The organism is Rhizobium leucaenae USDA 9039, assembly GCF_000426285.1.
Lineage (GTDB): Bacteria > Pseudomonadota > Alphaproteobacteria > Rhizobiales > Rhizobiaceae > Rhizobium > Rhizobium leucaenae.
Map to the genome: position 1 here is coordinate 52,734 of NZ_AUFB01000023.1, position 13,367 is coordinate 66,100.

The 13,367-nt window shown below is 60.8% G+C and carries 13 protein-coding genes and 1 other RNA gene; 8 read left to right on the forward strand and 6 right to left on the reverse strand.

Annotation, left to right across the window (positions count from 1 at the left end; translation table 11 throughout):
- Nucleotides 1–14 precede the first annotated feature (14 nt).
- Nucleotides 15–731, forward strand: a complete 717-nt coding sequence (locus K290_RS0126125) for an SDR family oxidoreductase (RefSeq protein WP_028754589.1) — start codon at nt 15–17, stop codon at nt 729–731.
- A gap of 40 nt (nt 732–771) precedes the next feature.
- Here the strand turns inward: K290_RS0126125 and K290_RS0126130 are convergent, their stop codons facing one another.
- Nucleotides 772–1,128, reverse strand: coding sequence for a MarR family winged helix-turn-helix transcriptional regulator (locus K290_RS0126130; protein ID WP_246432477.1), 357 nt, complete (start codon nt 1,126–1,128; stop codon nt 772–774).
- A 199-nt stretch (nt 1,129–1,327) separates the two neighbouring features.
- Between K290_RS0126130 and K290_RS0126135 the strand changes: the two genes are divergently transcribed.
- Nucleotides 1,328–3,127, forward strand: coding sequence for a chloride channel protein (locus K290_RS0126135; RefSeq protein ID WP_028754591.1), 1,800 nt, complete (start codon nt 1,328–1,330; stop codon nt 3,125–3,127).
- 75 nt (nt 3,128–3,202) lie between these two features.
- On the opposite strand, the gene ssrS is transcribed toward K290_RS0126135, so the two are convergent.
- The 3 genes from ssrS to K290_RS0126145 all read right to left on the reverse strand — a co-directional run bounded on the left by ssrS (nt 3,203) and on the right by K290_RS0126145 (nt 4,138).
- Nucleotides 3,203–3,361, reverse strand: a non-coding RNA gene (ssrS, locus tag K290_RS36510) — 6S RNA.
- Between the two features lie 74 nt (nt 3,362–3,435).
- Complete coding sequence (locus K290_RS0126140) at nt 3,436–3,813, reverse strand: cell division protein ZapA (RefSeq protein ID WP_028754592.1); 378 nt, start codon at nt 3,811–3,813, stop codon at nt 3,436–3,438.
- Between the two features lie 49 nt (nt 3,814–3,862).
- Complete coding sequence (locus K290_RS0126145; RefSeq protein ID WP_028754593.1) at nt 3,863–4,138, reverse strand: DUF4164 domain-containing protein; 276 nt, start codon at nt 4,136–4,138, stop codon at nt 3,863–3,865.
- Nucleotides 4,139–4,538: 400 nt separating this feature from the next.
- On the opposite strand from K290_RS0126145, the gene tkt reads away from it, so the two are divergent.
- The 3 genes from tkt to K290_RS0126160 all read left to right on the forward strand — a co-directional run bounded on the left by tkt (nt 4,539) and on the right by K290_RS0126160 (nt 7,821).
- Complete coding sequence (tkt, locus tag K290_RS0126150) at nt 4,539–6,521, forward strand: transketolase (protein WP_028754594.1); 1,983 nt, start codon at nt 4,539–4,541, stop codon at nt 6,519–6,521.
- A 62-nt stretch (nt 6,522–6,583) separates the two neighbouring features.
- Nucleotides 6,584–7,594 carry a type I glyceraldehyde-3-phosphate dehydrogenase gene (gene gap / locus K290_RS0126155; RefSeq protein ID WP_028754595.1) on the forward strand — a complete coding sequence of 337 codons (1,011 nt, stop codon included), beginning with the start codon at nt 6,584–6,586 and terminating at the stop codon, nt 7,592–7,594.
- 2 nt (nt 7,595–7,596) lie between these two features.
- On the forward strand, nt 7,597–7,821 hold the full coding sequence (locus tag K290_RS0126160; protein WP_028754596.1) for a hypothetical protein: 225 nt from the start codon (nt 7,597–7,599) through the stop codon (nt 7,819–7,821).
- Nucleotides 7,822–7,830: 9 nt separating this feature from the next.
- Here K290_RS0126160 and K290_RS0126165 read toward each other — a convergent pair whose 3' ends face one another.
- Nucleotides 7,831–8,190 carry an HVO_A0114 family putative DNA-binding protein gene (locus tag K290_RS0126165; RefSeq protein ID WP_028754597.1) on the reverse strand — a complete coding sequence of 120 codons (360 nt, stop codon included), beginning with the start codon at nt 8,188–8,190 and terminating at the stop codon, nt 7,831–7,833.
- Complete coding sequence (locus tag K290_RS0126170; protein WP_483414342.1) at nt 8,177–8,404, reverse strand: toxin-antitoxin system TumE family protein; 228 nt, start codon at nt 8,402–8,404, stop codon at nt 8,177–8,179. Before K290_RS0126170 ends, K290_RS0126165 begins: the two co-directional genes overlap by 14 nt.
- 387 nt (nt 8,405–8,791) lie before the next feature.
- Here K290_RS0126170 and K290_RS0126175 point away from each other — a divergent pair, with 387 nt between their 5' ends.
- The 3 genes from K290_RS0126175 to K290_RS0126185 all read left to right on the forward strand — a co-directional run bounded on the left by K290_RS0126175 (nt 8,792) and on the right by K290_RS0126185 (nt 13,148).
- Entirely contained in the window at nt 8,792–10,642 is a 1,851-nt protein-coding gene (locus tag K290_RS0126175; protein ID WP_028754599.1) for a potassium/proton antiporter, read from the forward strand.
- A 72-nt stretch (nt 10,643–10,714) separates the two neighbouring features.
- Nucleotides 10,715–11,917 carry a phosphoglycerate kinase gene (locus tag K290_RS0126180; protein ID WP_028754600.1) on the forward strand — a complete coding sequence of 401 codons (1,203 nt, stop codon included), beginning with the start codon at nt 10,715–10,717 and terminating at the stop codon, nt 11,915–11,917.
- Between the two features lie 208 nt (nt 11,918–12,125).
- A complete protein-coding gene (locus K290_RS0126185) occupies nt 12,126–13,148 on the forward strand; it encodes a class I fructose-bisphosphate aldolase (RefSeq protein ID WP_028754601.1) in 1,023 nt (340 codons plus the stop codon).
- The last annotated feature ends 219 nt before the right edge of the window (nt 13,149–13,367 follow it).

Sequence of the window (13,367 nt, forward strand, 5' to 3'; positions counted from 1 at the left end):
CAAGGAGACAAACCATGTCATCCCAACACGCTGTCATCATTGGCGGCTCATCCGGTATCGGCCTTGCGACCGCCGCCCATCTTCTCGAAAAAGGGTATCGGGTGACGATCACCGGTCGCGATGCGGCAAAGCTTCGGGAGACGGCGGAAAGCCTCGCCGGCGACATCGCCATGATCGCCATGGACGCCGCCGACCTCACCTGTCTTGCCAAAATCTTCGAGACGATCGGGCCGCTCGATCACCTCGTTCTGGCATTGGGCGGCGGCGATGGCGGCGGCCCCTTCGCTTCCGTCGATCTTGCCGATGTCAAAAAAGGGTTCGAGCAGAAGACGATGGCGCATTTTGCCTGCGCCCAGGCGTGTCTTCCCTATCTCTCGAAAGAAGGCAGCATCACCTTCGTTTCCGCCGTCTCGGCACAGGCGGCCTTGCCGGGAACGGCAGGACTCGCAGCCGTCAATGCCGCAATCGCTGCCCTTGCGCCAGTTCTTGCCGTCGAACTCAAGCCGATCCGGGTGAACTGCGTCTCGCCGGGCGTCGTTGAAACGCCCTGGTGGGATTTCCTCGGCGAAGAACAGAGGGCGCCGGTCTTTGCGAGCTTCGCTGCGCGCACGCCGGTCGGACGTGTCGGCCGCCCGCAAGAGATCGCCGAAGCCATCGCCTTCCTGATCGGCAACGGTTTCACCAGCGGCCACACGCTGATCTGCGATGGCGGCATCCGGCTCGGCCAATAACCCGGAGCGCGCCATTGCCGGTCATCACCGGCAATGGCCTTTATTTGCCGCCGACGTCAGCCTGCAGATGCGTCAGAATATTGATCAGTTCGGGAGCTCTGTCGCGGATCTCGCGAAGGTGGATGGCAGTTAGCCGGTGCAGGATGTCCTCCGATTTTTTCGTGAGCTGCAGCGTTTGCCGGCGTTTGTCGGCAGGATCGGGATGGCGGGTGACATAGTCGGCATCGATCAGCCTGCCAACCAATTCAGTTGCCGTATGCGGCGCGATCAGCAGCCGTTCCGCCAGCATGCCGATGGTCATTGTCTCACCCTGTGGATTGCCCTTGATTGCCAGCAAAGCCTGATGTTGCTGCGGCGGCAGCCCCTCCTGATGGGCAGCCGAGGTGCTGAAATCCATGAATTTCCGGAGCGTATAGCGCAGTATCGCCAAAGCCTCGTAATCCGCCTGCGATAGCGTTTCTTTCAATTCCCGCGCCACTTCCAATCTTCCTTATAAATTCATTCTATTTTCAGCCGTTGCTTTATATCGCATTACGATATAATTGCCATGGCAGTTCCGGCCATCTGCCGCCGCGCTTTAGCACAGAAAGCATTCCATGCAGGATATCAACGTACATCATCGGCCCGCCCATGATTTCTCGGGTGGCGCTTCGCGTAAAGACAATGGAGATTTTACCACGGACAAGCGTGTCCTGGTGCTTGCGGCCATGGCGCTGGTCGTCGGCACAGGTGGCGCCCTGTCGGCCTGGGTGCTGATCAATCTCATTGCGCTCGTCACCAACGTCGTCTGGCTGTTCAAGATCAGCGTCGAACCGCTGTCGCTCGGCACCGTCGCCCGCTCCCCCTGGATGGTGGCCGCGCCCGTCATCGGCGGGATCGTCATCGGACTCATGGCACGCTACGGTTCTGAAAAGATCCGCGGCCACGGCATTCCGGAAGCGATCGAGGCGATCCTGATCGGCGGCAGCCGCATGTCGCCGAAAGTGGCGGTCCTGAAGCCGCTCTCTTCCGCCATCTCGATCGGCACCGGCGGTCCGTTCGGTGCGGAAGGGCCGATCATCATGACCGGCGGCGCCATCGGTTCGCTCTTCGCACAGTTCTTTCACCTGAGCGCCGCCGAGCGCAAGACGCTGCTGGTCGCAGGTGCCGCCGCCGGCATGACCGCGATCTTCGGCTCACCCATCGCCGCCGTCATGCTGGCCGTCGAACTGCTGCTGTTCGAATGGAAGCCGCGCAGCTTCATTCCGGTCGTGATCGCGTCCTGCGTCTCCATCGCCTGGCGGCCACTGCTGATCGGCAGCGGTCCGCTCTTCCCGGCCCATTTCGACATGCAGCTAAGCTGGTGGGGCATCCTGCTCGCCGCCGGTGTCGGCATCTTGGCCGGCCTGCAATCCGGCCTTTTGACGACGCTGCTCTACCGCATCGAGGACGCCTTCGAAAAACTCCCCATTCATTGGATGTGGTGGCCCGCGCTCGGCGGCCTCATTGTCGGTCTCGGCGGGTTGATCGAACCGCGCGCACTCGGCGTCGGCTATGACATCATCTCCGATCTGCTGAACGACCACGTCGTTGCCATCGCGGTGCTGGCCATTCTCTTGGTCAAGTCCGGTATATGGCTGGTCGCTTTGTCGTCGGGAACGTCGGGCGGCGTGCTTGCACCGCTGCTCATCCTCGGCGGCACGCTCGGTTGGCTTATCGGCCTCATTCTGCCCGGAGATCCCGGCTTCTGGGCGCTGCTCGGCATGGCCGCGATGATGGGCGGTACGATGCGCGCGCCGCTGACCGGTACCTTCTTCGCCATCGAACTGACGGGCGACATGCATGCGCTCGTGCCGCTGCTTACCGCCACCGTCGCAGCTTACGCGGTCACCGTGTTGTTGTTGAAGCGCTCGATCCTGACGGAAAAGATCGCGCGCCGCGGCCAGCACATTACCCGCGAATACGGCATCGATCCGTTCGAATTGACCCGCGCTGCCGATATCATGATTGCGAAGGTGAATACGCTTCCCGCCGCGATGCCGGCGGCAGAGGCTTTGACGCAGTTAACGGAGCAACCGGACGCCCATCGCTTTTATCCCGTCGTCGAGACCGACGGGCGTCTGGTCGGCATGATCTCGCGCGCCGATGCCCTCAGATGGCAGAGCCAATCCGATCTTGCCGGTCAGACACTTTATGATCTGATCTCGGATACGTCCATTCCGGTCGCTCATCCCGAAGACACGGTTGGCCGCGTCGCCGATATCATGATCCATGCCGATACCGGCCGCGTTCCCGTCGTCGACGAGCGGACCGGCGTTCTTGTCGGCCTCATCGCCCGCAAGGATTTGCTGCGCCTGCGCAGCGCAGCCAACCGCTCTGAATTCGAGCGCGGCGCCTATCTCGGCGCGAAACGTTAAGGGGAGGAGGAGCGGCGTCAGCGGGGCAAGGAGAATCCCGCGGCGCTGCCTTTCATTTCAAGGTTGGGAAAGAAAGAGCGATCCACGACGACCGATGGATGTTTACGATCCTGGGTGCCTACAAACGTAGGTGGGCACCGTGTGTCCAGGCCCACGGGCCTGGTCAGGGACAGCTCCCTTTGGATCGAGTATGGCCCCAGGGATTGTGGTTCCTGTCGGGAAGCGCAGACCGCACATCTTATATAAAGAGAATTCTCCCCTTGTACCAGAGGGTGCCGCGACGCAATCCCTATAAATAAAAGAAAGCCTCAGTTCGGCTCCGCACTCGGACGAACCGTCAGTTTTTCGGTGATGCCGCGAATGCGCGTCGTTACTTCGTCGATGACTGTCGCCAGCGTCTCTTCGCTGCGGGCATTGGCCGCAAGCACGGTGTCACGATTGCTGCGCAGGCTTTCGAGTTCGGCTTCCAGCGCCGAGACACGGCGCGTCAATTCCGCCACCTCGTCCATGATCATGATGCCGGCCATGACGGTCACCCGCAGATCGCCGATCTCGCCGAACTGGCTCTTCAGATGCATGACGTAGCGGTCGAAGCGGGTGGCGAGATCCGTCAGATGCTCTTCCTGCCCTTCTTCGCAGGCCATGCGATAGGCCTTGCCGTCGATCGTTACCGTTACCTGCGCCATCAGACTTTCCGATCATTGCCGCTGATCGCGACGGCTGCATCCCGAGGGATCAGCGGTCGAGCACGGCTCTTATGGTTTCCATCGCCGTCACCAGCCGGCGCGACACTTCGCGATTGACTTCTTCGAGCCGGTTCGCTCGGAACTCGGCCTGATCGAGTTCCTGGGCGAGCCGCGAGCGATCCGCATGCACCCGGCGAACCTCGCCTTCGACATCGCTTTGTGCGCGTTCACGTTCGAACCGCACGTCGACGGCGCCTTCCAAAGTCGAAAGCGCCTGGCGCAACTGAGCGAGCGCCACATCCACCGTTTTGCCTGAGGGTGTCATGCCTTTCGATTCCCCGCGCAAGGCCCGAATCAAAATATCCGGCCACTCGACTGATTTCCCAACAATATTCAACTCGGCAACTGAACGTCAATAAAGGCCATCATGCGACAGGGGGCCTAATCTGTGGATGAAGGTCGTCTTTATGACTTAGGCGGGCTCTGCCTTATCCATGTCGTCTTTTGTACAAGTCGACAGGCAAATGTCGAAAAATTGCCGCACCACCCCCTGATCGGCCCGTGGATTTATTGACTTGCTCGCCCTAACTGCTATGTCTCAGCCGCCTGAGGCAGTAGTGAAAACGGAGTTTGTAAGGACTTCTCCGTTTCGGCCGCCTTTCACCGGTGGCCCTGCCTCCCAAGCGTGTGGCCATCCCCCGAACCCGGAACCCTGCGGAAAAACCATGATCTCTCGCGAACAACACGACCGGATGGCGAATGCGATCCGTTTCCTTGCCATGGATGCTGTCGAGAAGGCCAATTCCGGTCACCCCGGTTTGCCGATGGGGATGGCGGATGTCGCCACCGTTCTCTTTAGCAAATATCTGCGTTTCGATCCGAAGCATCCGCATTGGCCGAACCGTGACCGCTTCGTGCTCTCGGCCGGCCACGGCTCCATGCTGCTCTATTCGCTGCTGTACTTGACCGGCTACCCCGACATGGGCGTGGAGGACCTCAAGCAATTCCGTCAGCTCGGGTCCAAGACCGCCGGCCATCCGGAATATGGTCACGCCACCGGTATCGAAACTACGACCGGCCCGCTTGGCCAGGGCATTGCCAACTCGGTCGGCATGGCGATCGCCGAGCGCAAGCTGCGTGAGGAATTCGGCGCGGATCTGATGGATCACCATACCTATGTCATGTGCGGCGACGGCTGCCTGATGGAAGGTATCAGCCATGAAGCGATCGCGCTCGCCGGCCACCTGAAGCTGAACAAGCTCATCCTCTTCTGGGACAACAACTCGATCACCATCGACGGCGCTATCTCGCTTTCGGATTCGACCGACCAGGTCGCCCGCTTCAAGGCCGTTCACTGGAACACGATCGAAGTCGACGGCCACGACCAGGCCGCCATCGGCGCCGCCATCGAAGCCGCTCACCAGTCCGACCGCCCGACGCTGATCGCCTGCAAGACGATCATCGGCTTCGGCGCTCCGAACAAGCAGGGCACCCACAAGGTTCACGGCTCGCCGCTCGGCGCCGAGGAGATCGCAGCGACCCGCGTTGCGCTGAACTGGCCCTATGAAGCTTTCGTTATTCCGGAGGACATTCTCTCCGAATGGCGTGCGACCGGCGAGCGGTCGGTCGACATCCGCACGGCCTGGGAAGGCCGAGTCGCGAGCGCCGAGGCCGGTAAGAAGGCTGAGTTCAACCGCCGCTTCGCCGGCGAACTGCCGGCAGGCTTCGATGCCGCCATCAGCGACTACAAGAAGAAGCTTGCCGAAACCAAGCCGACGCTTGCAACCCGCAAGGCATCGGAAGACGCGCTCGAAGTCATCAACGGCTTCCTGCCGGAAACCCTCGGCGGCTCCGCCGACCTGACGCCGTCGAACAACACCAAGACCAGCCAGATGAAGTCGATCACCCCGACCGATTTCTCCGGCCGTTACGTCCACTGGGGCATTCGCGAACACGGCATGGCCGCGGCCATGAATGGCATTGCGTTGCACGGTGGCTTGATCCCCTATTCCGGCGGCTTTCTGATCTTCACGGACTATTGCCGTCCGCCGCTGCGTCTCGCTGCGCTGATGGGCATTCGCGTCATCCACGTTCTGACGCATGACTCCATCGGCGTCGGCGAAGACGGCCCGACCCACCAGCCTGTCGAACAGATCGCCGGCCTGCGCGCCATTCCGAACTTCCTGCTGTTCCGCCCGGCCGATGCCACCGAGACGGCGGAATGCTGGCAGATCGCGGTCAAGACGCACAATCGTCCGTCCGGTCTCGCGCTGACCCGCCAGAACCTGCTCGCCGCGCGTACCGAATACAGCGAGAAGAACCTCTGCGAACAGGGCGCCTATACGCTTGCCGGCAGTGCCGATGCCAAGGTGACGATCTTCGCTTCGGGTTCCGAAGTCGAAATCGCCGTCGCCGCCCGCACCGCGCTGGAAGGCAAGGGGATTTCCACCCGCGTCGTTTCCGTTCCCTGCACGGAGCTCTTCTTCGAGCAGCCGGACGCCTATCGACAGGAAGTGCTCGGCAACTCGCCCGTCAAGATCGCCGTCGAAGCCGCCGTGCGCGAAGGCTGGGACGCATTCATCGGTCCGGAAGGCGCCTTTATCGGCATGAAGAGCTTCGGCGCTTCCGCCCCTTACAAGGACGTCTACAAGCATTTCGGCATCACCCCGGAAGCGGTTGTCGCCGCCGCCGAGGCAAAGCTTTCCTGAGGGTGCCGAAAGGCGCTCTCCATTCCAATAGACAATACCCTGAGTGAACGGGAGTGAACACAATGACTGTAAAAGTTGCCATTAACGGTTTCGGCCGCATCGGTCGTAACGTCCTGCGCGCGATCGTCGAATCCGGCCGCACCGACATCGAAGTCGTTGCCATCAACGACCTCGGCCCGGTCGAGACCAACGCCCATCTTCTGCGCTATGATTCGATTCACGGCCGTTTCCCGGCTGAAGTGAAGGTCGAAGGCGACTCGATCATCATCAACAACGGCAAGCCGATCAAGGTCACCGCCATCAAGGATCCGGCAACCCTGCCGCACCGTGACCTCGGCGTCGACATTGCGATGGAATGCACCGGCATCTTCACCGCCCGCGACAAGGCTGCCCTGCATCTGACGGCAGGCGCCAAGCGCGTCATCGTCTCGGCTCCTGCCGACGGCGCCGATCTCACCGTCGTCTACGGCGTCAACCACGACCAGTTGACCAAGGAACATCAGGTCATCTCCAACGCATCCTGCACGACGAACTGCCTGGTTCCGGTCGTCAAGGTTCTGCATGACCTGATTGGCGTCGATCATGGCTTCATGACCACGATCCACTCCTACACCAACGACCAGCCCTCGCTCGACCAGATGCACAAGGATCTGTACCGCGCCCGCGCTGCCGCGCTCTCGATGATCCCGACCTCCACCGGCGCCGCCAAGGCCGTCGGCCTCGTGCTGCCGGAACTGAAGGGCAAGCTCGATGGTTCGTCGGTTCGCGTGCCGACCCCGAACGTTTCGGTCGTCGACCTGAAGTTCGTCGCCAAGCGCGCCACGACCGTCCAGGAAATCAACGATGCCATCAAGGCGGCTTCCAACGGCGCCCTGAAGGGTGTCCTCGGCTACACCGACGAGCCTCTGGTTTCGCGCGACTTCAACCATGACAGCCATTCGTCGATCTTCGCACTCGACCAGACCAAGGTCATGGACGGCACCTTCGTGCGCATCCTCACCTGGTACGACAACGAGTGGGGCTTCTCGAACCGCATGGCCGACACGGCCGTCGCGTTTGCCAAGCTGATCTGATCATGGCCTTCCGCCCTCTCCTTCCGACGACAGTTCGCTGGCGTCCCATGGAAGGAGACGGGCTGGAGCATCTGACGATCGCTCACATCGACACGGCCACCGGCGCAGCCATTCGCGCCTGTGGTACCATCATCGGCGGCCGCGGAGATTCGCCCTGCGACCTGCCCGTCGATGCCGATGGCCTGGTGATCGACTATCCCATCTATTTCAAGCGTGTGGATGTTTGATACAGCCGATCAAGCTGCGGCCTCGATGTCGAACTCGACATGTATCCGGTCATAAGGAAAGACGATGCCATCGGCTGTTCTGTCGATCACGCCGTTGCGCAGCAAAAGCTCAACGTCGGCATGAACACCTTTGAAATCTCTGTCCACGCGACGCGCGACTTCGCGCATGCTGATGGCCCCTTGTCCAGTCATGACCCGCAGGATTTCAAGGCGCTTGGGGGCGAGAACGCGGTGCATCAGATCCCACGAAGCAAAGGCAAGACTCTCGTCCGCCGCAGCCTCCTGTCCGGCCTCTGCGGATTTCCACGCCTTTGCCGCACGGCTCAACGTTTCTTCCAACGTCTCTATTTTAACCTTAAGCGTTGTCATCGAACCATCCTTTCACGTCCTGCATGAAATCGGCGAGCAGTTTGTCGACACTCTCGAAGACGTATGACACTTCAGTGGCGCCCAAGTGTTTGTGATCGCCTTTGCCGGCCTCGTTGTCGTAGCGCAGCACACAAGTGCCTTCGGCGATCAGCGCTAGACGGTATTTTATCGTGTGGAGGCTGCCGCGCAGAGAAATGGGCACTTGCCAGATCACAATTTCGATGAATGCGCCGTCACGGAGTTGACGCCTTGTCTTCTGGACTAGCTTCCATGATGGAATTCATACCATCAGCTAACATTGATGTAAATCATTCCATCATCTAAAAACATCTTAGATCTTCCCTCTCCCTGCCCTGCTATGGTCCAGATTTACAAATAAATTTTTCACAGGAATTTCTTCCAAGACATTCCCGGGGGCCGTTTCGCCGTTCTGGTGAGACGCATCACATCATGACGTCGCAATCGTCGGAGCGGGCATCGATCCAGCGCCTACTCCGAATAATATTTGCATGTACTAATTTTGAGCGTCCGACTGCATAGTAGGTGGCGGGGGAATTGCGAACGATCCGGGGTTAGTCCGCGCGGGAAAGGGGAAGAAGGAGTGGAGGCATTTTACGTCGTCGTGCTGGTGAGCACGGTCCTGATTCTGTTGGCGGCGTTCTCGAGCCTGCTTGCCTTCCGCTTTGGCGCACCGTTGCTGCTGCTGTTTCTGATGATCGGCCTGATGGCCGGCACGGACGGGCTCGGCATCGAATTCAGCAACAACTATCTCGCCTATATTCTCGGCTCGCTCGCGCTCGCCATTATCCTCTTCGATTCCGGCTACGGCACACCGATCCAGGCCTTCAAACTGGCGGCCGCGCCGGCCCTGACCATTGCATCCGCCGGCGTTCTCGTGACCGCAGCATTGTTCGGGCTCGCCGCGAGCTGGCTTCTTGGCTTTTCCTGGCTGCAAGGCCTGCTCCTCGGCTCGATCGTCGCGTCGACCGATGCGGCCGCTGTCTTCTTCCTGCTGCGCATCGGCGGTATCAACATTCGCGACAAGGTGCGTTCGACGCTGGAAGTCGAATCCGGCACCAATGATCCGATGGCGATCTTCCTGACGCTGGCGCTGGTCGAACTGCTGGCAAGCGGCGAAGGCTATCACGGCCTCAATCTCGCCATGCTCGCCACCTTCCTCCAGCAGATGGGTCTTGGCGTCATCCTCGGCCTGCTGGGCGGCATGATGATCGTGCTGATCGTCAGCCACCTGGAGACCGATCGCGGCCTGACGCCGATCTTCGTGCTGGCGCTCGCCCTTCTCGTCTTCTCCTTCGCCGGCGCCGTCGGCGGCAGCGGCTTTCTCGCCGTCTATGTGGCCGGCATTTACGCCGGCAACCGCAAGATGCCGGCTTCGGCCAGCATCAAGCGTTTTCAGGACGGCATGACCTGGCTCGCGCAGATCATCATGTTCCTCGTCCTCGGGCTGCTCGCCACGCCATCGCAATTTCCGGCGATCGCCATCCCTGCCGTGGCGCTGGCGCTGTTCCTGATCTTCATCGCCCGGCCGATCGCCGTCTGGCTCTGCCTGCTGCCTTTCGACTACACGCAACGGGAGACGGGTTTCGTCGCCTGGGTAGGCCTTCGCGGCGCCGTCTCCATTCTGCTCGCCATCATGCCGATTCTCGGCAATCTCGAGGGCGGCCACACCTATTTCAATGTCGCCTTCATCGTCGTGTTGGTGTCGCTGCTCGTTCAGGGCTGGACGATCAAGCCAATGGCACGTCGGCTCGGCCTCATCGTGCCCCCGCGCATGGGTGCCGTCGACAAGGTCGAGGTGGACCTGCCGGGCACGGTCAATCATGAGCTGCTTTCCTATCGCGTCGTCAAGGATAGCCCGGTTTTGCGCGGCGAGCGCATTCCCCGCTGGGCCATGCCGTCGCTCGTCGTACGGGACGGCAAGTCGATGCGCTATCAATATGCCGGCCGCCTGCGCGAACATGATCTCGTCTATCTCTTCATTTCGCCCAGCTATTCGCGCCTTCTCGACCGCCTATTCGCCAGCCGTGCGCCGGTTGATCCGGATGATACGGATTTCTTCGGCGCCTTCTCGATTTCGCCGCTGCGTCCCGCCGCCGATCTCGACGCGGCCTATGGCCCAGGGCTTCTAAGCGATTCTGAAAAAGGCCTGACGATCGCCGAACTGATGCGTCAGCGCCTCGGCGGCAAGGCCGATTATGCAGATCGTGTCCGTCTGGGTGAAATTATCCTCATCGTCCGCGACCTCGACGAAAACGACCATATTCAGTCGGTCGGCATGTCGCTGGAAGCGCTGGAACCAGCGACGATCCTGCCGATTTTCGTCAATCTCCACGACATTTTGACTGGTATTCGCGGCTTCCTGCGCAAGCGCCGTGAACAGGCCGAAGAGGTGGTTTCAACCGATTCAAATACCGGCAAAAACGACGCCTGACCGCCTTGCGTCTCGCATCATCCGTAGTATGGTCGGCGCACTTCGCGGTACCAACAGCATTGGATCCTCCCCATGGCAGCCTTCAAAACCCTCGACAATCTCACCGATATCACCGGCAAGCGCGTGCTCGTGCGCGTCGACCTCAACGTCCCGGTCAAGGACGGCAAAGTTACGGACGCTACCCGTATCGAGCGCGTGGCGCCGACGATTTTGGAATTGTCGGACAAGGGCGCCAAGGTCATCCTGCTTGCCCATTTCGGCCGCCCGAAGGATGGCCCCTCGCCGGATCTGTCGCTTTCCCTGATCATTCCCGCCGTCGAAAAAGTGCTCGATCGTGCCGTTCTCTTCGCCTCCGATTGCGTCGGCGCCCCGGCAGCCGAGGCCGTTGCCAAGATGAACAACGGCGATATTCTGCTGCTCGAAAACACCCGCTTCCATAAGGAAGAAGAGAAAAACGACGCAGCCTTTACGGAGAAACTGGCCGCCAACGGCGATATCTACGTCAACGACGCCTTTTCCGCCGCCCACCGCGCCCATTCCTCGACCGAGGGCCTTGCCAATCACCTCCCAGCCTATGCCGGCCGCACCATGCAGGCCGAGTTGGAAGCGCTGGAAAGAGGCCTCGGCAACCCGGCCCGCCCGGTCGTCGCCATCGTTGGCGGCGCCAAGGTCTCGACCAAGATCGATCTGCTGATGAACCTGGTGAAGAAGGTCGACGCGCTGGTGATCGGCGGCGGCATGGCCAACACCTTCCTCGCCGCCCGCGGCACCAATGTCGGCAAGTCGCTGTGCGAGCATGACCTCGCCGATACCGCCAAGCAGATCATGATCGAGGCCGCCACGTCGGGCTGCGCCATCGTGCTGCCGGAAGACGGCGTTATCGCTCGTGAATTCAAGGCAGGCGCCGACAATGAGGTCGTTTCGATCGACGCCATTCCGACCGACGCCATGGTCCTCGATGTCGGCCCGAAATCGGTCGAAGCTATCAAGGCCTGGATCGGACGCGCAACGACGCTGGTTTGGAACGGCCCGCTCGGCGCTTTCGAAATCACGCCCTTCGACGCCGCCACCGTGGCGGCCGCCAAATATGCCGCCGAATGCACCGAGACCGGCAAGCTGACCTCGGTTGCCGGCGGCGGCGATACCGTCTCCGCACTGAACCATGCCGGCGTTGCCGATGATTTCACCTATGTCTCGACCGCAGGCGGCGCTTTCCTCGAATGGATGGAAGGCAAGGTCCTGCCGGGTGTCGCCGTTCTCCATACTGCAAAATAGGCAGCCGTATTTCATACGAAAAAGGAGAGCTGCGACCCGGACTTTCGCAGCTTTCCACAGGATGCTAAAGTGACAGTCCAAACTTTCAAACGGTTGAAATCATTTCAATCGTTTCAATAATTTAGCTGCCCATTTCCCTCTATATACACTTCTGTTATCGCCGACTTATATGACCCGTCGCTGACTGAAATCGCCTTGGAGAACGAAAATGAGCGAACGACTTGAAGACATTGCCGTAAAGATGGTAGCCGGTGGCAAAGGCCTGCTGGCGGCTGACGAATCCACCGCCACGATCAAGAAACGTCTCGACACGATCGCTCTCGCCTCCACCGAAGAGAGCCGGCGCGACTATCGCGAAATGCTCTTCCGCTCCGACGAGGCGATGAAGAAGTATATCTCCGGCGTCATCCTCTATGAGGAAACCCTCTTCCAGAAGGCTGCCGACGGCACGCCTTTCGTCGATCTCATCCGCGCCGCCGACAGTATTCCCGGCATCAAGGTCGATACCGGCGCCAAGCCGATGGCCGGCTTCCCCGGCGAAACCATTACCGAAGGCCTCGACGGTCTCGCTGACCGTCTGGCGAAATATTACGATGCCGGCGCCCGCTTCGCCAAATGGCGTGGCGTGATCGCCGTTTCCGACGCCCTGCCGACCTACGGCTCGGTCAGGGCCAATGCCCATGCGCTGGCCCGTTACGCTGCCCTCTGCCAGCAGGCGAAGATCGTGCCGATCGTCGAGCCGGAAGTCCTGATGGACGGCGAACCTGGCACGCATGATCTCGCCCGCAGCGAGGAAATTACCCGCTGGACGCTGCAGATCGTCTTCCAGGAACTCGCCGAAGCACGCATCAAGCTCGAAGGGATGATCCTGAAGCCGAGCATGATCATCGACGGCAAGAAAGTGCGTAAGGCATCGGTGGAACAGGTCGCCGAGGCCACCGTCAGGGTTCTGAAGGAAACCGTTCCCTCCGCCGTCCCCGGCATCGCCTTCCTCTCCGGCGGACAGTCGCCAGAAGAAGCAACCGCTCATCTCTCCGCCATCAACGGCTATGATCTGCCTTGGCACGTCACCTTCTCCTACGGCCGCGCCCTGCAGGACGCCTCGCTGAAGGCCTGGGGCGGCAAGCCGGAAAACGTCGCCGCCGGCCAGCGCGCCTTCGCCCATCGCGCCGAGATGAACTATCTCGCCGCCAAGGGTAGCTGGACCAAGGACAGCGAAAAAGCGGCCTGATTTAAGGTCGCGTTTCGAATGGATGAAAGCCCTGACCGCGATGCGGTCAGGGCTTTTTGCTTGAAGCGATTCCGTCTCTCCTCCCGAGGCAAGCAGATCAGCTCCCTCTCGAAGCCTTACCCGCTCAAGGCTCCCGTGCCGCCTCCTCCCTTCTCCCCTCGGGGAGAAGGAATACCCATCCGCACCGAAGATTGTCACCCGCACAAGTTCCCGCGTTCC